This is a genomic window from Nonomuraea sp. NPDC049269, assembly GCF_043197155.1.
Lineage (GTDB): Bacteria > Actinomycetota > Actinomycetes > Streptosporangiales > Streptosporangiaceae > Nonomuraea.
In genome coordinates, this window is record NZ_JBICSO010000014.1 from 213,836 (window position 1) to 236,675 (window position 22,840).

Annotated in this window: 20 protein-coding genes; 12 read left to right on the plus strand and 8 right to left on the minus strand. The window is 68.9% G+C overall.

Features of this window, described 5'->3' with window-relative positions:
* Positions 1–175 precede the first annotated feature (175 nt).
* Together ACGFNP_RS56835 and ACGFNP_RS56840 are read left to right on the plus strand one after the other, a co-directional pair.
* Positions 176–1,465, plus strand: coding sequence for a DUF6745 domain-containing protein (locus ACGFNP_RS56835; protein ID WP_358332858.1), 1,290 nt, complete (start codon positions 176–178; stop codon positions 1,463–1,465).
* A 31-nt stretch (positions 1,466–1,496) separates the two neighbouring features.
* Positions 1,497–1,901: a hypothetical protein gene (locus tag ACGFNP_RS56840; protein WP_358332861.1), complete on the plus strand. Its 405-nt coding sequence runs from the start codon at positions 1,497–1,499 to the stop codon at positions 1,899–1,901.
* A 30-nt stretch (positions 1,902–1,931) separates the two neighbouring features.
* On the opposite strand, the gene ACGFNP_RS56845 is transcribed toward ACGFNP_RS56840, so the two are convergent.
* The gene (locus ACGFNP_RS56845; protein ID WP_358332864.1) at positions 1,932–2,693 is read right to left on the minus strand and encodes a hypothetical protein; all 762 of its coding nucleotides are present in this window, start codon (positions 2,691–2,693) and stop codon (positions 1,932–1,934) included.
* A 10-nt stretch (positions 2,694–2,703) separates the two neighbouring features.
* Positions 2,704–3,294 carry a matrixin family metalloprotease gene (locus tag ACGFNP_RS56850; protein ID WP_393332913.1) on the minus strand — a complete coding sequence of 197 codons (591 nt, stop codon included), beginning with the start codon at positions 3,292–3,294 and terminating at the stop codon, positions 2,704–2,706.
* A gap of 418 nt (positions 3,295–3,712) precedes the next feature.
* Between ACGFNP_RS56850 and ACGFNP_RS56855 the strand changes: the two genes are divergently transcribed.
* From ACGFNP_RS56855 to ACGFNP_RS56885, 7 genes are all read left to right on the plus strand, one after another.
* On the plus strand, positions 3,713–4,492 hold the full coding sequence (locus ACGFNP_RS56855; RefSeq protein ID WP_393332916.1) for a hypothetical protein: 780 nt from the start codon (positions 3,713–3,715) through the stop codon (positions 4,490–4,492).
* Positions 4,450–7,182 (plus strand): PQQ-binding-like beta-propeller repeat protein, encoded by a 2,733-nt coding sequence (locus ACGFNP_RS56860; RefSeq protein WP_393332919.1) that lies wholly within the window; start codon positions 4,450–4,452, stop codon positions 7,180–7,182. Before ACGFNP_RS56855 ends, ACGFNP_RS56860 begins: the two co-directional genes overlap by 43 nt.
* Before the next feature lie 17 nt (positions 7,183–7,199).
* Positions 7,200–8,474, plus strand: coding sequence for a cytochrome P450 (locus ACGFNP_RS56865; protein ID WP_393332922.1), 1,275 nt, complete (start codon positions 7,200–7,202; stop codon positions 8,472–8,474).
* Positions 8,475–8,754: 280 nt separating this feature from the next.
* Complete coding sequence (locus ACGFNP_RS56870) at positions 8,755–11,880, plus strand: amidohydrolase family protein (RefSeq protein WP_393332925.1); 3,126 nt, start codon at positions 8,755–8,757, stop codon at positions 11,878–11,880.
* A 243-nt stretch (positions 11,881–12,123) separates the two neighbouring features.
* Positions 12,124–12,858 carry a helix-turn-helix transcriptional regulator gene (locus ACGFNP_RS56875; protein WP_358332882.1) on the plus strand — a complete coding sequence of 245 codons (735 nt, stop codon included), beginning with the start codon at positions 12,124–12,126 and terminating at the stop codon, positions 12,856–12,858.
* A gap of 113 nt (positions 12,859–12,971) precedes the next feature.
* Positions 12,972–14,810 (plus strand): HSP90 family protein, encoded by a 1,839-nt coding sequence (locus tag ACGFNP_RS56880; RefSeq protein WP_358332885.1) that lies wholly within the window; start codon positions 12,972–12,974, stop codon positions 14,808–14,810.
* Positions 14,807–17,422: a hypothetical protein gene (locus ACGFNP_RS56885; RefSeq protein WP_393332929.1), complete on the plus strand. Its 2,616-nt coding sequence runs from the start codon at positions 14,807–14,809 to the stop codon at positions 17,420–17,422. The genes ACGFNP_RS56880 and ACGFNP_RS56885 overlap by 4 nt, the downstream gene beginning before the upstream one ends.
* Before the next feature lie 153 nt (positions 17,423–17,575).
* Here the strand turns inward: ACGFNP_RS56885 and ACGFNP_RS56890 are convergent, their stop codons facing one another.
* Positions 17,576–18,112 carry an NUDIX hydrolase gene (locus tag ACGFNP_RS56890; protein WP_393332931.1) on the minus strand — a complete coding sequence of 179 codons (537 nt, stop codon included), beginning with the start codon at positions 18,110–18,112 and terminating at the stop codon, positions 17,576–17,578.
* A gap of 480 nt (positions 18,113–18,592) precedes the next feature.
* Between ACGFNP_RS56890 and ACGFNP_RS56895 the strand changes: the two genes are divergently transcribed.
* Complete coding sequence (locus ACGFNP_RS56895; RefSeq protein ID WP_270085207.1) at positions 18,593–18,760, plus strand: hypothetical protein; 168 nt, start codon at positions 18,593–18,595, stop codon at positions 18,758–18,760.
* Positions 18,761–18,805: 45 nt separating this feature from the next.
* Here the strand turns inward: ACGFNP_RS56895 and ACGFNP_RS56900 are convergent, their stop codons facing one another.
* The 4 genes from ACGFNP_RS56900 to ACGFNP_RS56915 all read right to left on the minus strand — a co-directional run bounded on the left by ACGFNP_RS56900 (position 18,806) and on the right by ACGFNP_RS56915 (position 21,305).
* Positions 18,806–19,099: a DUF1330 domain-containing protein gene (locus ACGFNP_RS56900; RefSeq protein WP_358332896.1), complete on the minus strand. Its 294-nt coding sequence runs from the start codon at positions 19,097–19,099 to the stop codon at positions 18,806–18,808.
* 33 nt (positions 19,100–19,132) lie between these two features.
* A complete protein-coding gene (locus ACGFNP_RS56905) occupies positions 19,133–20,533 on the minus strand; it encodes an MFS transporter (RefSeq protein WP_393332936.1) in 1,401 nt (466 codons plus the stop codon).
* Between the two features lie 26 nt (positions 20,534–20,559).
* On the minus strand, positions 20,560–21,018 hold the full coding sequence (locus ACGFNP_RS56910; protein ID WP_358332902.1) for a MarR family transcriptional regulator: 459 nt from the start codon (positions 21,016–21,018) through the stop codon (positions 20,560–20,562).
* Between the two features lie 68 nt (positions 21,019–21,086).
* Positions 21,087–21,305, minus strand: coding sequence for a hypothetical protein (locus tag ACGFNP_RS56915; protein ID WP_358332905.1), 219 nt, complete (start codon positions 21,303–21,305; stop codon positions 21,087–21,089).
* Between the two features lie 17 nt (positions 21,306–21,322).
* On the opposite strand from ACGFNP_RS56915, the gene ACGFNP_RS56920 reads away from it, so the two are divergent.
* Together ACGFNP_RS56920 and ACGFNP_RS56925 are read left to right on the plus strand one after the other, a co-directional pair.
* Positions 21,323–21,907, plus strand: a complete 585-nt coding sequence (locus ACGFNP_RS56920; RefSeq protein WP_393332939.1) for a DUF4232 domain-containing protein — start codon at positions 21,323–21,325, stop codon at positions 21,905–21,907.
* Between the two features lie 28 nt (positions 21,908–21,935).
* On the plus strand, positions 21,936–22,067 hold the full coding sequence (locus ACGFNP_RS56925) for a hypothetical protein (protein ID WP_358332926.1): 132 nt from the start codon (positions 21,936–21,938) through the stop codon (positions 22,065–22,067).
* A gap of 545 nt (positions 22,068–22,612) precedes the next feature.
* Here the strand turns inward: ACGFNP_RS56925 and ACGFNP_RS56930 are convergent.
* Positions 22,613–22,774, minus strand: a complete 162-nt coding sequence (locus ACGFNP_RS56930; RefSeq protein ID WP_358332928.1) for a hypothetical protein — start codon at positions 22,772–22,774, stop codon at positions 22,613–22,615.
* Positions 22,775–22,840: the final 66 nt, after the last annotated feature.

Below are 22,840 nucleotides of genomic sequence, written 5' to 3' on the forward strand. Positions count from 1 at the left end.
AGCCAATCCGTCAAAGCGACGCACGCAGTCGACAAAGAGCAACAAATTGTCCTAGCGGGCCGGTATCGTGCTGCGCCGAGTCATGATCGCCGACGTGGACACTCCACGCGGCACGGTGTACATCTCAGCGTCCTCGGGCTAAGTCAGGGGCCGCCTCAGCTGGAGGTTTCCGCCTGTGAATCCACCGGGTCCAGCCCGTTCGCCGGCCGACGAGCGGGAGGCGGCGCGTACGCCCCGGACAGAGCGCGGCCGGGACGACACCGCTGCCGAGAGGCGGGCGTGGGAGTCCGCCGCCCGTGCCTGTTACCGGGAGATCGGGGTCCCGTTCCCGGAACGGGTCGTATGGGTGTCCTCACCGCTCGTCGGCGCGTTCGCCGCACCGATCGCCGCCTGCCTGAGCACCGGCCACCGCAACAGCCGCGTCCTGGACTCCGTCTACCGCGCGGTGGACGACACCGCCGGTCAGACCGTCGGCCGCGCGGTGCGCGCCGCGGTCCAGGCCGCGGCCGACGGCGCGGTGAGCGATCCTGTGCATGGCGCGGCGGCCACCGCCCTGCACGTCGAGATCGCCGCGACGATGAAGGCCGCGAAGGCCGCGGCGGTGCGGGACACGGCGCACGTCACGCCCGCCCGCGAGGAGAGCCGGAGTGTACCCAGCGGCGCGTTGGCCACGGTCGCCGACGCGTCGGACGCGGCCGTGCGAGCCGCGGTGGAGGCGGCAGTGAGCGGCCCGCGGCAGGACACGATCCGCGGCGAGGTGCGCCGGCTGTGGCAGGCCTACCTGGCGGGCCAGCGGTCCGACACCTGGCTGGCCCTGGTCGGCCGCTTCGGGCCGGACACGGTCCCGCCGCTCGACGAGGAACGGTCGTGGCCGCCCGTCGCGGAGCAGACCGCTGCGCGATCCGCGCCCGCCGGCTGGTGGTGGTGGCCCTTCCTAGACTTTGTCATGCTCTGTCCGCGCCCGGCCGAGCTGCACCTCGAGCAGGTCGGCGAGGGCGCCAGGGCCACGCACCGGCCGCACCGCGCCGACGGCCCCGCGGCTGGCTGGGCCGACGGATTCGGGCTGTACTTCTGGCACGGTATCCACGTCACCCAAGCCGTCATCGACGACACCCTCACCGCCGACGAGATCCTCCGCGAACCCAACGCCGAGATCCGCCGCTGCGCCATCGAACGCCGCGGCTGGCACCGCTTCATCGCCGAGGCCCGCCTCGCCCAGGTCGGACCCGCCGTACCCGACCCCGGCAACCCCGGCCAGACCCTCACCCTGCACGACGTCCCCGCGGACATCTTCACCACACATGTGCGGGTCCTGCTGTGCACCAACGGCACCGTCGAACGGGACGGCACCCACCGCCGCTTCGGCCTCACCGTCCCCGCCGACTGCGCCGACCCCCTTGAGGCCGCCGCCTGGACCTACGGCCTCACTTCGGCGCAGTACGCCACGGCACAACGACGATCCTGACCCCCGCCCACCGGCAAAGGAGCCCGAGAAGATGCCCACCATCGAACAAGCCATCGCCATCTTCGGCGTCACCATCGACGAGCACCTCGACCGGCAGGCCGAGATTCCCATCCTTTCCGGCCTGCAGTTCCAGGGCGATGTCGCCGTCATACCGGCCAACCGGGAGCAGGCCCGTACCCCTGTTCCCGAAAGCGGTGTCCCGATCGTCCGCGGCCAGGCCGGGGCCAACACCCACCTCCTGCTCGCCACCGGCAAGGTGTTCTTCACCCCGGAGCGCTTCGGCGGCGGAATGGTGCTCGGGGTGCTGACCGTCGCAGAGGGCGCGACCGCCTACCTCGCGCACCCCGAACATGCCTTCACCGGCATCGCACCGGGCACCTACGAGCTGCGGCGCCAGCGCGAGCAGGCCGACCAAGCCCGGCTCGTCGCCGATTGAGGGACGGGATGGGCGCCTCCTGGAAGCGGGTCAGCAGACGGACTGGTCTGTCGCCGTGCCTGTCTCGCAAGCTGACCGCTGGGCGCGGACACGGAGCTGGGCCAGCGTCGTAGCGCCTGCCACCGCGCTTCTCGGCTGCGTGCCGCCACCGAGGAGCTGGGCGGCACGCTCGCTGTCGGTCAGCGGGGCGATCAGCGGCGTGCCGGGCTTCTCCTCGATGAACACGCCCTGGCCGATCGGGAGCTGGACGGCCGCCTGATATGCCTGGGCCGCCGGTGATACGGGCTGCCGCCTGGCTCGGTTGAGGGCGCTGTCGACGTAGAACATGCCGTGCCCGGCCGTGCCGAGGGACGCGCGGAGCCCGTCGAGCGTCGTACCGGTGGGCTGCTCGAACCTGAGCCGGATCTGGCCCGAGGCGAAGCCGCGGCCGAGCTTGCCCGCATGGACCTTGTCGACCTTGATGACCACGCTGGCCCAGCGGATCGCCGCCTCCTCGCTGTCGTAGGGCACGACCCGCGGCGTGACCGAGTCGTCGCCCGAGGCGTAGGCGATGCCCGGCTCCACGCCGACAACCGTGCCCTCGACGAGCGCGGTGGCCGGGCGGAACGCGCCGGACGGCCTGGCACCCGGGGTGATGTCGTCGAGGGAGTCGAAGAGGTACTGGCCGGTCCCGCTCTCGGCATGGAGCTGAGACCAGAAGGAGACCGGTGCCGGCTTCGCGGCCGGCGCCTGGGCGCAGCCTCCGAGGGCGGCGAAAGCGACGGCGGCAGTGAGGAGCTTGAGGTGTCTCATCGCCGGTCTCCTAGTGACGGCCGTTGATGTGGGCGACGTCATGCGTGCCGTACTTGGTGACGGTGTGCGAGCCGGTGCGCAGGCAGGAGCCGGACTCGGTCGAGTGGTCGAGGCCGATCGTGTGCCCGATCTCGTGGCAGGCCAGCGCCTGCCGCTGGGTGGTGCTCATCCAGTCGATGTCCTTCAGGTCGTAGCGGACCTCGTACTGGTCGCAGCGCCAGGCCTGGGTGCTGTCGGCCGGCGGGATGCTCTTCACGCATTTCGAGTAGGCGAAGAGGTTGTAGCCGGTGCTGGAGCCGTCCCAGTCCAGGTCCCAGTAGTCGACGTAGTAGCGGTCGAACGCCTCGACGTCGGTGCTCGGGTCGGGGGTGCTGTCGTAGGCCACGGTCATGTCGGTCTGGGAGTCCAGCTTCAACATGGCGGCCTTGGCCGCGCTCTTGGTGCGCGTCTCCAGCGTCTCGGAGGTGTACCAATGCTTGGAGTTGTCGGCGAAGGGGCAGCAGCCGTTCCCCGAGCCGAACCCGTTGGCGACGGCGGGAGCGGCCGTCATGGTGACCGCCGCCGCGAGGGCGAGCGCTGGCAGTAACGTTCTGTAAGACATGTGATCCCAAATAAGGGTAAACGGACGTCCGGATATCCTGCCCGCAAATCACGCGACGATCAAACTGGCGTCAGGTCGCCGAGTCAGCACGAGGGCGGAGCGGAAGATCGTTGCCGGCACGGCGGCGCTCGTCCTCCGCGGCTCCTCGTCCGGAGCGAGCTGTCCGGTCTCGATCGCCCTTCAGGCATTTATCGGCTAAACAGCTATTTACCGGTAATCTTGCGGACCTGATTCACCCGATGGAATGGAGAAACTCCCAGACTGAATTCGTCAACAGCGCGGCCACGCGACCGTCCCATCAGCTATATGTCAGCTGTCATCGCACCGCCGGCGAAAGGGACGTCCCATGGCCAGAGCGCGCCAGAAGAGGCGTGCCGCATCCGCCCCCCGTACCGAGGAGGCCGGAGGATGGAAAGCCATGCGGACGTGGCTGGCGGGAATTGTCAGCGCCGTGATCGTCGCGGCCGTCGGGGTCGTGTTCGCCGCCTGGTTCGGCGCACGCGGCTCCGACACCGTAGACAGCATCAGCGGTGAGCCCCCGATCAAGGTCGGCCACGTGGCAGTCGACTACGCCGCGCAGGACACCACCCTGAGGGAAGCGGTGACCGACCCCGCGGACCGGGCGATCCTGCTGGGCAGCGCGTCCGGCTCGCAACGCGACACGGTCATGGCGCGCCACGACCGTGCCTCGCTCGAGACCGCCGACCTCACCGTCGTCCTCGTCGGCAATCGCAGCAGCTTGCGCATCGTCGACATCCAGCCGCGTGTCCTCGACCGCAAGCCCGTCTCGGACGGCGCGCTGTTCATCTACACCTCCGGAGGAGAGGCCGCCACCATCGAGCTCTCCGCCGACCTCGACAAACCCGCACCCCGCTTCACCACTCCCGAAGACCCGGGCACCTCGTACTTCAGGAAGAAGCAGATTGACCTCAAACGGGACGAACGAGTCACGCTATCCATGAGGGTCACGGGCACAGCCGCCTACTACGCCTTCGATCTCCTGATCACCGTGCTCGCGGGGGACCGGACCGAGCAGCTGACGATCCAGGGGCCGGACAGGACCCCGTTCCGGGTGACCGGTACCTCCAGCACCTACCACGCCTACTACACGATCTCTCCGCTCCGCGGCTGGCAGCCGATCTCCAGGAGCGGCGCGTGCGCGATCGAAAGGAAGCTCGCCAAGGCCGGGAAGTGCTGACCGCGCGCGGCCACCGGTCAGCCGCCATCCTGCTCGTGGTCATCCTGGCGATCTGCTCGGCCGTCTCCCGGGACAACGTCACGAGGCTTCCCCGCGTACCCGTCGAGTGGCGCGCGTTGTGGTCGGTGCCCGCGGATGCCGAGAACGGCGTCGAGTTCCTGGGGGCCCCGGGCCACGCCGTGTCCGCCCGGGCGGTCACCGTGGCGACGCGGCAGGGCACCGTACGGATCCACGACCCGCGCACGGGCGCGCTCCAGCGCACCGTCCCCGCCGACCCGGCCCAGCCCGCGCCCATCACCGGCGTCTGGATCGCGGGCGACACGCTCGTTGTCGCCAGAGGAGAGCCGGACGGCGCCGAGCAGACCCTGTACGGCCACGACCTGGCCACGGGCGCGCCGCTGTGGCGGCGCACGGTCATCACCGCGCTCCGTCAGCCCCGGCTGGGTGACACCGGCTCGTACCACGGCCCGCGGATCATGGCGACCGAGCACGGCATCCTGGTGTTCGAGCAGCCAGACGACCCCCTCGACATCCAGGCCCTCGACGCGCGGACCGGAACGACCACCGCCAGGGTGACTTACCCGCGAAGCTGCCGGCTGACCGGCGCCGCGACGGCCCGAACGGTGTGGCTGCTCAGCTACTGCCAGGGGAACGAGCTGCGGCTGGCCTCGATGGATCCACGGACCCTGCGGCAGGGATGGACACGTCTGCTGCCGTCGTCGTCCTCCCCGGAGGACGGAGGCCCGCCGATCGGGCTCACGGCCAACGCCGAAGGGTACGTGCACGCCAGGGCGGGCGAGGACGACTTCTTCTTCGGGCCCGACGGCCGCCTGCTGTACACCGGCTCGCAAGCCGTCAAGGTCACGGATCCGGACCGCTGGAACCCGCCCCTGTACACCGGCTCCTCCACCGTGGCGAACGACCAGGGCCGTGCCCTGCGGGACTCCACCTGGCCGCTGCCCGCCTACGTGATCTCCGTGGACCCCGGCACCGGACGGCTCGGCGGGCTCCCGATCGACCTGCCCGCCCACCTGGTCTCCCTTGCCGGGGCGAGCAGGGACATGGCTTTCGTGTTCAGCGATGTCCCCGGGGACCGGCGGCTCACCGCGTACAGGCTGAGCTACGGGACCACCCGCCCAAAGACCGCCTGGCCGGACGCCTGCGGCCTGCTGACCGGCCGCGACCTGGCGGCCTTCGCGGATGGCTACCGCCCGGCCCCGGCAACGGACGGCGCGGCGAAATGCGACTGGATACCGCCGGCCGACGACGGCGCCGTCGTCTCCCTGTCCGTGGAATGGGTGTCGTCGTCGGACGCGAGCGCGCGCAAGCTGTACACCGCCGAGGCCGCCGCCGTCGAAGAGACCGGCGACATCGATCCCACCACCGAGGCCCCGGGCTTCCTGTCCTACACCGTGGCCGAGACGAACGGCTTCTACGGCGCGACGATCATCAACGTGGGCCCCGTCATCGTCCGGCTGACCTCGTCATCACGGCAGGCGGTGCGGCTCCTCTCTCCGCTGCTGCGCGACCATCTGCTCGCCCGGTACGCGCCGGGTGTTCGCGCCCCCGCTCCCGTGCGCGAACGCGGATGGAGTTTCCCGACCGACGCGGCCGTGCGGACCAAGCAGGTGGTGACCGGCGGCGTCGTCTACGCCACCAGCGGCGACGGCACGGTGTCCGCGCTGGACGCCGCCACCGGCGCGGTGCGGTGGCGCTACCGGACGGACGGCTCCGTGGAGGACGACCACGTGGTGGCGCACGGCACCGTGTACGCGGCCGGCAGCACCGGCAGGCTGGTGGCGCTGGACACGGGCACCGGCCGCCCGAGATGGGACCGCAAGATCACCGCGTTCGGTGACCTCGTGGTCGCGGCGGGCCGCCTCTACCTCTGGACGAGGCACCCCGCCTGGTCGTCAAAGGCCGAACTCGTCGCGCTCGACCCCGCCTCCGGCAAGCAGTTGTGGAGCTTCGAGCCGGCCGGCGACGTGCTGACCCCCGAGCCCGTGCTGGCCGGCGACGTCGTCCTCACCGGCAGCGACCACGGCGTGATGTACGCCCTGGCCCCCACCACCGGAACCGAGAAACGGCGCTACCGACTCGGCGCGGAACACGACCGCATCCTCCTGCTACGGGCCGGCACGACCGTCTACGCCACGAGCGGCAACGGTGACGTGACCGCCCTGGACGTCGTCTCGGGGGAGGTCCGATGGAGGTCACGGATCACCGGCACCATCTCCTTCCGTCCGGTGGTGGCCGGCAGGACCGTGTACGTGGGCGACGACGAGGGCACCACGCACGCGCTGGACGCTGCGACCGGCGCGCCCCTGTGGGATTTCCAGGCCAAGGGCGACCAGCCCATGTTCAAGTGGAGCGCCACGGTGGTGGGCGGACTCGTGTACACCGTCGGCCGCGACCGTACGCTGTATGCGCTCGACACCGCCACGGGCAAGATGCGCTGGCGCCTCCCGCTGCCCGGCGGCCGCGACACCGGCCCCGTGGCAGCGGATGGAGCGATCTACGTCTCCGACCGCGAGGGAACCCTGTACGCCCTCGACCCCGCCACCGGCACGGCGCGATCGAGGTTCCGGACCGGTGGCACCGTCGAAACCGACCCCGTCGTGGCAGACGGCTTCGTGTACATCGGCAGCTCCAACGGAAACATCTACGCATGGCGCACGGCAGGCCCTTAGGGCGTAGGGGATTATGCATGACAAATACGGAAAATGCCACCACTGGTAATTTTCGGACTGCAGATTTAGCATCGGCGCTACCAATGAGCACATCCGAGCACGACATAACCCCCACGCCGACCTTTCCGATGGTGCGGACCTGCCCGCTCGCACCGCCGGACGAGTATCAGCGGATGCGTGCCACCGCGCCGGTCGTCCGAGCCACCCTGCCCAACGGCGCACCGGTCTGGGCGGTCACCCGCTATGCCGAGGCGCGGCAGATCCTCAGTGACCCGAGGATCAGCTCGAACACCGGACGCCCTGAACGGCCTCGCGGACCCGACGACGATCGCCCCGACGACGGCTTCTTCGTCGATATGGATCCACCGGAGCACAACCGGTTCCGGCGGTTGCTGATCTCAGAGCTCGGCGCCCGTCCGATGGACGCCATGCGGCCGGCCCTCCAGCGAATCGCCGATACAGCCATCGACGAGTTGCTGGAAGCCGGGGCGCCCGCCGACCTCGTCGGCCTGTACGCACGGCGGGTTCCGTCACGAGTCCTCTGCGAGTTGTTCGGTATCCCGGCCGGCGACCACGAGTTCTTCGAGTCACGGCTGCGGATGTTGTCGGTAACGAGTATGGACCCGAGTGTGGCGGCCCAGGCGTCCAGCGACGTTCGCGGCTATTTGCGGGAACTCATCCGCAGCGCAGAGCGTGAACCGCACAACGGAATGATCCGGCGGTTGGCCGCCAGACACCTGCCCACCGGCGAGCTGACCACGGACGAGCTGATCAACATCGGTTTTCTCCTGCTGCTCGCGGGCTACGACTCTCCGGCGAATACGATCTCGCTGGGCGTACTCACGCTGCTGCGGCACCCGGCGCAGCTTGCCGCGTTACGCGCCGACTCGAGCCTGCTGCCGGGCGCGGTCGAGGAGCTGCTGCGCTTCCACTCGGTGCAGGACTGGGTCAGCTTCGACCGGATCGCGGCCGACGACATGGATATCGGCTCCGCGCGGATCCGCGCCGGTGATCGTTTGACGGTGCTGGCCGCATCCGCCAACCGTGATGCGCGGGCGTTCGAGAACCCCGACGAGTTCGACATCCGCCGGTCCGCCCACCACCATGTCGCCTTCGGCCACGGGGTGCACCAATGCATCGGCCGCAACCTCGCCCGCGCTGAGCTGCAGATCGCCTTCGGCACGCTGCTGACCCGGATACCGACGCTGCGGCTGGCGATCGGGTTCGAGGAGTTGCCCTTCGCCGACGACGCCCCGTTCTTCGGGCTGCACGCGCTGCCTGTTGCCTGGTAGCGCCGCCTACGCGCAGGGCCTCATCAAGACCTCCGGCCTGTCGCGCCTGTCGGGAAGCGGCCCCGCCCTGACCGTCACCCCACCGGCTCCTCTTGACCAATTCTTTTGACCAACGTATGCACATTCCTAGGCACTTACTTCCTCAATGAGCACATCAGCCCGCCTCGGACCATGGATCGCGCGTCATCACGTTCAGCCGTCTGACCATGCGTGAATAGTGGAGCGAAAGTCCCCGATGTCTCACTCACCGGTTCCCCCCAGCACCTCCACCTCCGGATCGATGTCCCGCCCGTCCCGCCGGGCTGTCCTGGCGGGCGGCGGCGCCGCCCTCGCCGCCTTGCTCACCCCGGCCTCACCGGCGAGGGCCGACGCAGCGGGGAACACCGGTAAGACATCCGTCGCCTCCGGCACCGACTTCGCCGTCGCGCCCTCACCCGACGGCCGCCTGCTCGCCCTCGACCTGCTCGGCGTCCTGTGGGTCTGCTCCGCCTCCGGGGGCACCGCCAGGAGGCTCACCAGCGATCTGTACGACATCGCCCAGCCTGACTGGTCCCCGGACGGATCCACCATCGTGTTCCAGTCATACCGCGACGGTGTCTTCAACCTGTGGACGATCCGGCCCGACGGGTCCGCGATCAAGCAGTTGACCACCGGGCCGTTCGATCATCGAGAGCCCCGCTACAGCCCGGACGGGCGGACCATCGCCTACTCCTCCGATGCGGGAGGCAGCTACGGGATCCACCTGCTCGACGTCGCCACCGGAGCGAGCCGCGTCCTGACCGACAGCTCCGCCGAGGAGTACGAGCCGGCCTGGTCACCCGATGGGAGCAAGGTCGCGTTCGTCGTCGCCGACACCAGGATCGACGTCATCGAGGTCGCCACCGGCACGCGCGGCACCGCGGTCACGGTAGCCGCCGGTCAGATCATTCACCAGCCGTCCTGGCTGCCGAACGGCACCGACCTCGCCTACCACCTCTTCCACTCGGGCGCCAATGATCTGGCCGGCACCGCGGGCACCCTCGTCACCGGCGAGGAGGTCTTCCCGTTCCGTGCCCGGTTCGCCCCGGACGGACGCTATTACTACACCTCCGCGGGCACCATCAAGGTCCGCCGCCTCAACTCCGCGTCGGTCGGCACAGTCGGCTTCAGCGCCGCGCTGACGACGACGACTCCGAAGTACAAGAAGCGGGTCCGCGTATTCGACGAGCCCGGGTCATTCCCCGTCGTCGGAATCGGCAGCCCGGCCGTGTCCCCGGACGGGTCCGCCATCGCCTTCCGCGCGCTCAACGACATCTATCTGATGCGCGTCGGCGGCACGCCGGAACCGCTTTTCCGCGACCGCTGGTGGAAAGCCGACCCGGATTTCTCCCCGGACGGGCGGCAACTGGCATTCGTCACCGACCGCACCGGCACCCTCAATATCTGGGTCCGCGACCTGAGCACGGGCGCCGACCGGCAGGTGACCCATCTGACCGACTCCGCCGCTCTGTCGGTCCGGTGGTCGCCCAACGGCAGGGAGATCGCCTACCTGAACCAGGACGGCGCCCTGTGGGTTGCGGACGTCTCCACCGGCGACCTCCAGAAGATCTTCGACGCCACCTTCGAACCAGGCCGCCCGACCTGGTCACCCGACGGCAAAACCCTTGCGCTGGCCGCGGTGGTGCCGTACTCACGACGCTACCGTGAGGGACTGTCCAAAATCCTGCTCGTCGACCGGGCCACGGGTGCCGGCACGTACATCGACCCCGCGCCACACCGCTCCTTGCAGACCCGTGGTGACGACGGCCCTGTCTGGGCACCTGACGGCACCATGCTCGCCTTCGCCATGGAATCGCTCCTGTGGATCCTGCCCGTCGACAAGACCGGACGACCCACCGGCAACGCCCGTCAGGTCACCCGGGAGGTCTCCGACGCCCCTGTTTGGGCAGGCGGCTCAGCCACCCTCCTCTACCTGAACGAGGGACGTCTCAAGAGCGTGCGCCTCGACGGCAAGCCCGCCCGGTCGATTCCGATGCGGCTGACCTGGCGCAACGACACCGGCCCCGATCAGGTCGTCATTCACGCCGGCCGCATGTGGGACGGCGTCTCCAACAGCGTCGTCCGCGACGTCGACATCATCGTACGAGGCCAGCGCATCGCCGCGATCGAGCCGCACCGGGACGGAAGGCCCGGCGCCCGGATCGACGCCCGCGACAGGTTCGTCATGCCTGGCCTGATCGACATCCACCATCACCGTGAAATGCAGGGCTACGCCTACGGATCGCGACAGGGTCCGTTGTGGCTCGCCCTGGGCATCACCACGACGCGCTCACCAGGCTCACCTGCCTACCACATGGTCGAGGAGCGCGAATCAGTGCAGTCCGGCGCCCGCCTCGCACCGCGCTACCTGGGCACTGGCGAGGCCATCGACGGGGCGCGCATCTACTACAACTTCATGCGCCCGACGTACTCCCACGATCAACTGCGGCTCGAACTGCAGCGGGCCGCCGCCCTCGACTACGACATGATGAAGTGCTACGTGCGGCTGCCGGTCGTCTGGCACAGGGAGGTCATCGACTGGGCCCACCGCCAAGGCAAGCCGGTCAGCTCGCATTACCACTATCCGGCGATCGCCATGGGCGGCGACCAGACCGAGCACGTCGGCGCCACCAACCGGTTCGGCTACTCGCGGACCGTCACGAACGTCGGCTCCGCCTACTCGGACGTCATCTCCATGTTCAACGCCTCGAAGATGGCCAGAACCCCCACCCTGTTCAACTCCTCGACCCTCTACAGGGACGACACCTCGCTGGTCACCGACGAACGAGTCCGCCGGCTCTACCCGAACTGGCGGATGGCGCAGCTCCAGGCGACGGTCACCACGGCGCAGACCGCCGACCCGACGGCGGTCCAGGTGATCCGGACCAACCTCGCCAACCAAGTCGCGCAGCTCACGGCGATGATCCGCGGCGGCGGCGTGGTCACCGCCGGCACCGACGCACCGATCGATCACCTGGGGATCAGCCTGCACATGAACCTGCGCGCCATGGTCAAGTACGGCCTGACCCCGCGGGAAACACTCACCGCCGCGACCAGCACGTCCGGGGCCTACCTCGGCCTCCCGCTGGGCAGGATCGCCAAGGGCATGTACGCCGACCTGGCCATCATCGACGGCGACCCGCTGTCCCGCATCGAAGACGCCGCCAACGTCACCGCCGTCGTCGTCGGCGGGAGACACCACACCGTTGAGCAGCTCCTCGCGCCTTACCCGTCCGCCACCACCACCGACCAGGCGACACCCGCGGCCGCCGTGCCTTCCGGCAAGGTCAAGGACCGCGTCCCCGTCCACCCGAGCACAGCGAGCCACTGGTGGAACGACCCTGCTCAGCTCGAGGGAGCCCGAACTTCCTGCTGCCACGACCACTGAGCTCGCTGGTCAGCGACGAAGACCCTTCTCGCGGCGAAGCGCGGTGGCCGCCGATTGAGGCATTTGCCGGATACGCCATCACTTGTGACCGAGGGTGCCGTGGGACATGGGACTTTGAAGCGAATTCCTTGGTCAAGTAATGGATGAACGGCCGCCCATTACGGAATCCTTGACCAGGCGAGAACGCCGCAGCCCACCACATCGGCTGCCCCCGAAGCGATCAACAAGTGCGATGGCGGATCCGTGGAACAGCTGGAATACCGAAGGCTCATCAAGGTGCTGGAGCAAGTCGCCGGGGCTCGGAAGGGGGAGCTCTATCCGGTGCTGGCCGAGGCTTTGGCCGTACATCTCGGGTGGATCGACGCGTTCGTGGCCGAGAACCCCGCGTATCTGGCGCTGGGAAGCGGTGGCGAGGAGCAGTACCTCACCATGTTCCGGCCGGACTTCGTGGAGGAATACGCCGAGCGCTGGCGCTTGAACAATCCGTTCGCCTCGCGCGAAGGGGTCACCTGCCTGACCCGCCGCGGTGTGGCGACCCTTGGACAGCTCCGCCTGCGGGCGACCGAGCCGGAGCGCGACTTCGCCGACATATTCCTGCGCCGCAACGGCATCGACGACATGCTGAAGATCGTCGTCAGGTCCCCGGCCACGGGCGCGGTCAGCACGCTGGGGGTGCCGTTCGACGGTGACCGGCACGCCATCGAGCCGAGGGACCTGCTGATGGCGGCCACGCTGGGCCCGTTGCTGAGCCCGTACTTCGACGCGAACCTCGTACCGGCCCCCATACGGGATCTCACCTCAGCTGAGCGCGACGTGGCCGAGCTCGTGGTGCTCGGGCTGGGCTACACGCACATCGCGCGGCGGCTGAACGTCAGCGAGAGCACGGTCGAGAAACACCTCACCTGCATCGTCAAGAAGACGGGATGTGGCAGCCTGATCGAGCTGACCGCCCAGTGGAAACGCCGTCCGATGAGCTGACCTGGCCTACCAGTGCCGAGTTCGCGGCTGTCAGGCCCGGTCGTTGACGGTGTTCGAGCTCGCAGCCAAAATTGATCAGTGCAATGTCATTGCTTGACGCTACGATCTCCCGCATGTTTGACAAAGAATCGGGAAATGCCCATTCCTTTCAGGTTGACCTGCGAGGACTTGTTGACCTCCTGTCCCACCATCTTTATTCCAGTCCACGCGTCTACCTGAGAGAGCTGCTGCAGAACGCGGTCGACGCGGTGACAGCGCGGCAGCGGATCGACCCGACGGCATCCACCGCCATCCGGATCACTTTGAACGAGGCGGGGCTGCGGATCGATGATCCGGGCATCGGCTTGACGGAGGCGGACGTCCATCGTTTCCTCGCGACCATCGGCCGGTCATCGAAGCGCGACGACCTGGAAGGGGCTCGCCGCGAGTTCCTCGGCCAGTTCGGTATCGGCCTCCTGGCCTGCTTCACCGTCGCCGAGCGGATCCAGGTGATCAGCCGTTCTGCGGCCGTCCCGGATGCGCCGGGCATTGAGTGGCTGGCCGCGTCCGACGGGACGTATTCGGTCCGGCGGCTTGCGCCGGATGAGCGCGCCGTTCCCGGAACGACCGTTTGCCTGACGCCACGAGCGGGAGCCGAACGGTGGTTCGCCCCGGACGTGGTCACCGACCTTGCCCGCGACTTCGGTTCGCTGCTGCCATACGAGGTGACGGTCGACACGAGTGGGCGGACGATCCGCACCACGGACAGCCCGCCGGTGTGGGACCGCTCCTACGATTCGGCCGCCGCACGCCGGGCCGCGCTGATCGAGTACGGCGAGCGCGCGCTCGGCTTCACCGCGCTCGACGTCGTCGAACTCGACGTGGAGCTGGCCGGGATCAGGGGCGCCGCCTACGTGCTGCCGCAGCCGGCGAATCCGGCCGACACTGGCCGCCACCGCGTCTACCTGAAGGGCATGTTGCTCAACGACGCGACCACCGGCCTACTCCCTGAATGGGCGTTCTTCGTCCGCTGCGTGATCGATACGGACACGCTGCGCCCGACCGCATCGCGTGAAGGTCTGTACGAGGATGAGACGCTGGTCGCGGTCCGCGAGGCGCTGGGTGTCCGGCTGCGGGACTGGCTCACCGGGCTGGCCGCGCAGGAGCCGCAGCGCCTGGCCGCGTTCCTCGCTGTGCACAGCCTCGGGGTGAAGGCGATGGCCAGGCATGACGCCGAGCTGTTCCGGATCATGCTGCCGTATCTCACGTTGGAGACGACCGACGGTCAAGTCACGTTTGCCGAGGTTGCCAGGAAATACCCCGTGGTTCGGATCACGCCCACGGTTGAGGAGTTCCGGCAGATCGCGACGATCGCGGCCGCCCACGGCATGGCGGTCGTCAACGGGGGTTACACCTACGACAGCGAGCTGGTCGCGCTGCTCCCTGATGTCATGCCGGGGGTGGTGGTCGAGGAGCTCGGTTCGGACGTGGTCACCGCCGCGCTCGACCTGGTTGACAGCGCGAATGAGCTGGCCATGGCCGGGTTCATGGCGATGGCACGCTCCACGCTTGACCCGCTGGGCTGCGATGTGATCCTTCGTGCGTTCTTTCCGGCGTCGGTGTCCGCCCTGCATCTGGACTCCCGCGAGGCACGCAACGAACGAACCCGCGCGGAGGTCGCCGCCGACGCGGACGACCTGTGGGCCGAGATCCTGGGCGCGCTCAAGTCCACTGAGCCTCGCGCGCAACTCGTACTCAACCACCGCAGCCCGGTGGTCCGCCGGATTGCGACGATCAACGATCCCGCACTGCTGGTCACCGCCGTCGAGGCGCTGTACGGCCAAGCGCTGCTGATGACGCATCGGCCCCTGCGGTCGGTCGACACAGCACTGCTCAACCGCGCCTTCGACGAGCTGCTCGGCTGGGCCGCCCAGAACGTGACCGAATCCACTGAACAGGATGGCAAAGCATGAACGTCGCCGAGATCCGCGACGCCCTGCGTCAGACCTACGCGCTGCCGCGCGGACACCAGAAGGCCGAACGCCTGGAACTGCTCGCCACCGCGGCCAAGGCGGTCGAGGACCGGTCGCTGGAAGCCGAGGTGCTGCTCACCCTCATCCAGGCCTACGAGGACGGCGCCGAAGGTGACCGCATGCCGGTCGCGTTCGGACGGCTCCTGCAGATTCACGACGACTTCCCAGCCGAGGTGGGCACGTTCAGTCATCGCATCCACTGGCAGCTCAAGTGGATGAGCTACTACCTCGTCCTCAACCCGGCCGTACCGCTGGCGACCATCCACCGCTGGCTCGACGAGCTGCAGAACCGCTATCGGCAGCGCGGACACAGCCTGCGCCCGGTGCTCAGCCTGCGTTCGCTGCTGGCGCAGCACCTCGGCGACGACGAGGCGGCAGCGGCGGCGATGGAGTCGTCGATCTCCGCTCCACGCGACCAGATGGCCGACTGCGACGCCTGCGAGGGCAACGACTGGGGCACGTGGCGCGTCACAGCGGGTGATGACGCGGGGGCCTTGGACTACTGGGCGCCGCTGATCGACGGCGAGCGGTCATGTTCGGAGGAGCCGCACAGGGTCCTGGCCAAGGCACTGCTCCCCCTGCTGCGCACCGGACGAACCGAGGACGCTCGCAGCGCCTTCCTCAGGGGATACTCGCTGGTCCGCCACAATGTCAGCCTGCGCGAGTCGGTCGGCCACCACATCGAGTTCTGCGCCCTGACCGGCAACGAGGCGCGTGGCCTGGAGATCCTGAACGAGCACGCGTCCTGGCTCATGAAGCAGCACGAGGACATCTCGCAGCGGTTCGGCTTCGTGAGCGGTGTCGTCGTACTGCTCCGCCGCCTGGCCATGCTGGGCCACGGCGGCATCCGGATCGGCGACCTGACTCTTGAGGCGACTCTCGCCGGGTTGGAACAGGAGATCAGCGAGCTGTGCGCCCGCTATGACGCGCGCAACGGCAGCGGCGTCTTCAGCGAGCGCGTCGCCAAGCGCCTCGCCCAGGAGCCGTTGGCGGATCGGCTGCCGCTCGGCGTCCCGACGACGCTGCCGCAGCCGGCCGGTCGTGCCGTACCGATCCCGCCGAAGGGCACCGATTCGAGGCTCGACGACCTGGTCGCAGAAGCGCGGCGCCTGTCCGAGACTCGTCATCCCCACGCCGAAAGAGCGTGGGAACGAGTCGCGGCCAGTGAGCTGCCGCTGCCCGGGATCGTTGTCGCGGAGATCGAGTACGCCAAGGCGCTCTCCCTGCTGGACTCGGACCCCGGCGCGGCCTACGACGCGCTGCTGGCCGTCGCCGAGAGCTTCGACCGGCTCGCCGACACTGCCAAGGCTCTGGAGGCCCGCGCCGCCGCGGCCCTGGCGCGCTTCCAGACCAAGGATCAGACCGGAGGCGAGGCATTGGCGGAAAGCGTCACGGCGCAGGCGGAAAGCGCGTACGCGGCCGGAAAGCTCACCTCGGGCGAATACCTGACCGTGCGAAGAGCCGGTCCCATCATGGCAATGGCAGCGCTGGGGCAGCAGGAGAACCCGGCCGAGGCCGAGCTCAACGCCGCCCATGCGCTGCTGGAGGCCGAACTCGCCGTAGCAGTGGAGCTCTCGGTGACCGAGCGCATGGCCATGTATCACGACATGCTGGCCCGGATCTCCTTCCCACTCGGCGATGCGGACGGCGCGCGTGCCCATCTGCAAGCCGCCGTGACGGCTTATCTCGAAGCCGGACAGCCGTGGCGCGCCACGAATCCCGCCTCCCTGCTCGGCGAGCTCGCCCTCGGGAGCGACGATCCGAAGGCGGCCGAAGAGTTCGCGTCGAAGGCGATCACGTACGGCGCCGATCTCGTCCCGCACGACCAGGCCGCCCAGCTGAGCTCCCTGCTCGTCGAGGCCATCTCGAGACAGCCCGGCCGTGAACACGACCTGGTCGGCGCGGCACTGACCGCGGCCGCCCGCTGGGATGGCCTGTCCGAACCCGACACCCTGCACAACACGTTCACGGCGGCGCGCGCCTATCACCGTCTTGAGAGGCATGGCGAAGCAGTGGCACTGTTCGAGGACGTGATCCCGAGGGTGGAGATCCCTTACGACGCACCGGTCATCGCGATGACCCGGGGACAATACGCCGCATCACTGCGCGAGCTGGGCCGCCACCGCGAGGCCGCTGAGCAGTTTCTCCAAGGTGCGGAGCTGGTCCAGAATGATCCGGACCAACGAGCCATGCATGCCGAACTGGCCTGGTCCGCCGCCGAAGCACTCCAGTATTCCGGACAGACCGCAGAAGCGCTGGCCGCCTATCAGCGGGCGGCCGCCCTCTGGACCGAACTCGGCCAACTCACCCCGCGCGTACGCTGTCTTCGGTCGGCGGCCTGGTTGCTGCGCTACATGGGCGAGCCCGATTCCGAGGAGCACCAGGATGCGGAACGGCCCGGCGTGGCCGAGATGCGTGCGGTCCTCGCCGAACTGGTAGAGCTGGCCGAGCACAGCCCGTCCGAGGAGGTGCTGGCCGAGCTCGCGGAGACCCAGGAGCAGCTCGAGCAGATGATCACGGACCGCTTCGACGAGTACGACGACGTCGACTAGCGTGCGGGCACGATGAGGGTGATCGCGCCCAAGGTCAGCGCCAAGGCCGAGGCGCGCACCGCCCGGCATTTCGCACGATCACCCGTAGCGGCCCGGCGTCAGCCGTAGATCACCGGACACGCGAAGAGAGCCCCTGGCCCGCATCAGCGCGGGTCAGGGGCTCTCCAGTGCTGGTGGGGAAGGCTGGTCGTCCCTCAAGTGCCATGGCAAGACAACCGGCTCGGCCAGGTGTTCTCCACCGATCAAACGATCCATCAAGGGAGCGAGTCCCAGCGGCACGACCGGTTCGGTCGCCGAGGCGAGCTCGGACGACGTCCACCAGTGGAAACGGTCGGTCACCGCGCGTTCTTCCTCGTCCATCCCGGAGGTATCCACCCGCAAACCGTGCACGCGCAGCACGAAGTAGGAGTCCTGCCCGGAAAAGACCTCACCGTGCATGGACCACGTTCCCGCGCTCGTTGCCACGACCGCTCCGAGAGCCTCGGGGGCCACAACATGACCAAGCTCCTCCCGTAGTTCCCTGGCAGCCGCTTGCTGCGAGGTCTCTCCGGGATCGATGGCACCTCCCGGCGTGAACCACGCGTAGGAAGGGTCCTCCACCTGCAGCAACAGGCCGCGGTAGAGCAGAATCCGACCAGTGCGGTCGATCAGCAGCACCCGAGCTGATGACCGAGAGATCATCTTGTACATGGAAACGATCATATGGAGGGTGTGGACACCAACTCGCATGATCGGGAAGTCACTCCACAGCTCAGTCGTACGGCACCAGGGTGGCGAAGAGCCCGCACGCCTCATCAGCCCTGCCAGAAGAACTGACCAGGCACTCCTGGCCCGCCTGGCAGACCACCAGGCCAGGACTAGGCCGCCAAGCGCCGGATCCCAGACGCACTCAACGACGTCGACTCCGACGCCCTCCAGTACGCCCTCACACACCTGCCGCCCGCGACCCGCGCCCAGACCGCCGCGGCCCCCGGCAACGTCCTGCGCACCGCCGCCCACCTGGCCGCCGACCACGGCCCCTTCGACCTGGTCCTGGCCGGAGGCCTCTTCGACTACCTCGAAGAACGCTTCGCCCGAGCCCTGATCCGCACCACTCTGTCCCGCCTGTGCCGCCCCGGAGGCACGTTCTACTTCTCCAACATCGCGACCCCAAACCCCTACGCCGCCCTGATGACCCACATCGGCCGCTGGAACCTCGTCGAACGCACCCCCGCCGACATCGAGGCCGACGTCCGTGCCGCCGCGCCGCCGGGAACCGTCGCCGGACTGGACATCACCGCCGATGCCACTGGCCTGACGCTGTTCGCGACGGTGCGGCGCGCTGACGAGCCGGGGTGATCCCCGCAGTCGGCTTCGTGTTCGTCGCCGACGCAGCCTCGATCGTCAGTCGAGGCCTTCGATGATGCGGAAGTCGCGCTCGACGCCGTCAGCAAGTGCGGCCAGCGCCTCCTGGTAGGCCGCACTCGCATGTGCGGCGACCGCCTGTTCGAAGCTGTCGAACTCGATCAGGATGGTGCGCTCGGCGATTCCGGCGTCGTGTGCGACGACCCGGCCGTCGCGGGCGAAGGTCCGACCGCCCGCGGCCCTGACGGCTGGACCAGCCAGTTTGTTGTAGGCAGCCAGCTTCTCGGGGTCCGAAATGGTGCGGTAGGCGCTGACCCAGTAGCCCTTGGGCATGGAACCTCCAGTGTTGGGATGAGTGCATCTGACTTACGGGTTGGTCTCGGACGAGCGTCGGCGGGCGAGGGCGAGGCTTGTCAGCGTCGTGATCGCCATGGCGCCGATGCCGACCAGCGCCGCGGTGGTGTAGGCGCTGTCGTCGGGGAAGAGGTGGCCGGCGCCGGTGCCCGCGGCGAGGATCAGGCCGCCGAGGGCGCTGCCCAGGGAGTACCCGACGCTGCGGACGACGTAGTTGAAGCTCATGGCGCTCGACGTCTCGCTCTTGGGGGTGACGGCCAGGATGACGCCGGGCATGGCGGCCGAGAAGCTGCCGACGCCGAAGCCCAGCACGCCCATGGCCGCGAGCAGTTCGGCCAGGTTGGACCGGGCGGTGGCGAACAGGACGAACCCGCCGCCGACGATGGCGGCGCTGCCGGCCAGCAGCAGGGGGCCGTCGATCCGTTCGCGGACCCGCGGTGTGAGCTTGCCGGCGACGAACCCCAGCACGGAGAACGGGATGAGGACCAGCCCCGCCACGAAGGTGGTCAGTCCGAAGCCGTAGCCGGCGCTGTGCGGCGTCTGCGCGTAGCGGGTGATGAGCGTGAGCAGGAGGTACATGCCGCTCCCGCCGACGAACATGGCGATGTTCGCCCCGGCGACCGCCGGGTGCCGTACCGCCCGGACGTCGACCAGGGGCGTCTTGGTTCGCAGTTCGGAAACGGTCCAGACGCAGAGCAGGAGTACGGCGGCGACGGCAAGGGTCACCGCCACGGCGAGGTGTCGGCTCCACAGGCTCCTCTCGCCGGCCAGGAACAGGACGAGGAGCAGTCCACCCGCCAGGACGAGCGCACCGGCCACGTTCACGTGAGCGGAGCGGCCTTCGGGAGCTGCGGGCATGGAGCGCCACGCGGTCACGAAGGCGATGGCGGTGACGAGCAGGCCGAAGCCGTAGGCGGCCCGCAGTCCGCCGAACTCGGCGAGCAGCGCGGCCAGCGGGTAGCCGACGCCGGCTCCGATGATGGAGACCACTGAGATCAGGGCGATCGTGGCCGCGCTGCGCTCCTCGGGAAGATGGTCGCGGGCCACGCCCATCATCAGCGCCGTGAGACCGAGTCCGACGCCTTGGGCCGCTCTGCCCACGAGCAGCCAGGCGAACGGCAGCGGCAGCACGGTGAGCGCGCTGCCGACGACGACGATCGCCAGCGTGGCGAGAATCGTGGCCCGCCGGTGCGGACCGGCTCCGAGCCGGCCGAGGACGGGTGTGGCGACGGCGCCGCTGAGCAGGGCGATGGTCAGCGTCCACTGCGCGCTGTCGAGGGAGACGTGGAACGTGGTCGCCACGCTGGTGATGAGCGGCGTCCCGAGGCTGGCGACCGCCGCCACGACCAGGGCGATGAACATCAGGGCGGGGACCAGCAGACGTGCCTCGGAACGTATCAGGGCAGTGCTCATGGGCTGGTCATGAGCCTGGGCCGCGGTCACCGGTCCGACTCCTCTCGGGCGTGGCTTTCGAGCTCCGCCAGATGCAGCAGCGCCGGAAGGGCTGCTGCCAAGGCCTCGACCTCGTCACCGGTGAGTTCGTCGATCAACCGCGCGTACGCGTCGACGCCCGCCTGGCGTCGCGTCCGGACGTACGACGCGCCGGCCTCGGTCAGGCACACCAGCGTGACCCGCTTGTCGGACGGATCGCCCTTCCGCTCGACCAGCCCGGATTCCTCCATCACCCGGACCAGGACGGTCATCGCGGGCTGGGTGACGCCCTCGGCCACCGCCAGATCGGTGATCCGTCGCGGGCCGGTCTTGTCCAGGGTGGCCAAGGTGGCGGCGGACGTCAGGCTCATGTCGCGGGGAAGGCGTCTCACGGCCCTGGTGGCCAGACCGTAGAGGGCTGACCCGATGGCATCGGAAGCGCCGTGCGCGGCGTCTCGGCGAGTCACGCCTGAAGCATAGCAGTTTTATATGAACTCTTTATGTATCTCCCGATCAGGGTTCGGCGATACGTGACTTACAACGCGTTCGCGTAAAGATGAACGGCGTCGGGGTTGATCGCCCTGTTGATCCCTTCGGAGGCGGCGTTGGTGACGCCGGTCGTGATCGCGGCGAGGATCTGCGGCCACCACGTGCTGACGTGCGGCAGCGAGTCGCGCACCGCGGCTTTGAACACGTTGCACATGTCGATCGCGACCACCTGGACCCCGGCCCGCCACTGGCTCGCCCGTCCCACCTGGCGGTCCTTCCTCGGTGGTCCGGCAATATGGGGTCGATGACCGTCATGTCCGCCGTCCGAGCGTTCTCCCTTCTTGCGCTCTGCCTCGCCGGCTGCGGCGTGGACGGGCCAGTCGCCGCGCCGGCCAGCCCGCACCACGCCACGACTGCACCGCGGCCGACGTTGTCGTCCCCCTCCCCCTCGCTCTCCTGCCCGGCTCGGGAACGTCATTGACCGCCGAGGAGCCGAACGCCGCCATGGGGCTCCGTGTCCAGACCGTGACCCTCACCAACTGCGGCGACAAGGTACGCAGCGTCCACGGCTACCCCCGTGTCCGCCTCTTGGACGAGGCCGGCGAGCCACTCGACATCGAGATCGACAGAGGTGCCCGACAGATCACTACCGCGGTCAGGGATCCCGGCTCGAGAACCGTGACCCTCCGCCCGGGCCGCTCCGCCCGCTTCGCCCTGGTGTGGCGCAACACGTACGGTGGCACCAATCACCCACCCGCGCTCGGCACCACCCTCGTGGTCGGCGGCCACCGCATCCCCGGCCACTTCGACCTCGGCTCGACTGGCCTCCTGGGCATTACCGCTTGGGGACCGGCGAGTAGCCCCTGAACGTGGGCGCATCACCGACACTCCGCCGGTGGCCGGAACGGTCGGCTCCGACGTGAGCTGGCGCGGCTCGACCACCGTCCGCAGCAGCAAGGCGTCGGCGTCCGTTGACGTCGAGATCCACTGCCGCAGCAGGGCGAAGCTGGCGCGCCCGTACATGTGACGTTTCAGCAGTTTGACCTTGGTGTTGGTGCCTTCCATGGGGCCGTTGCCGTAGGGCAGGGTCAGTCCGGCGATGACGGCTGTCCAGGCCGAGACTGAAGCTGTGTAGGGCGGGCAGGTCATCGGCGCGTACTGCGCTGATCCAGTCGTCAAGGTCGTGACCGCGACGCTGTGTGAGGATGGCGGCGAACTCCCGCACCCGCGAGGCCAGCGCCGTCAGGTGCGAGCAGGCGGGAATCAGCTCCTCCAGGTGACGGCGGCGATGAGGTGGCAAGTCGTCGGAGCGGCTCATGATCCAGGAGACCAGCCGGCGGGGTGCGGTCGGGCTCGGCGCGACCTTGGTTGAGGGAGCGCACCAGCAGGTTGGCGCTGCCGGTGTAGCCGCGCTCGCGGATCTCGGCCAGCAGATGCGTGACCGGCACGCCGGGCTCTCCGGCAAGGCGGCGTCGCAGGTGCTTGCGGTTGGGATCGACCAGGGTGGCGCCGTACTTGGGCGGGCGCAGGAGATCGTCTGCCGAGGCGGCGCAGGCATAGCGTTTGACCGTGTTAAACCCCCAGCTCGAGCCCCTGGTCGAGGAGGGTGTGGACCTGCGCGTGCTTGCGGATGGCCTTGGCGTAGGCGGCCGAGCCGTCACGGCACACGACCTGGACGCCGGGGTGCTCACGTAACCACGTGATCAACGTGGCCGCCTTGCGGTCGGGCAGCACATCGCGTCACCGCCAGCCCGGACAGCACCACCACCAGGTCCTGATGTTCCCCCCGAGGTGTGGACA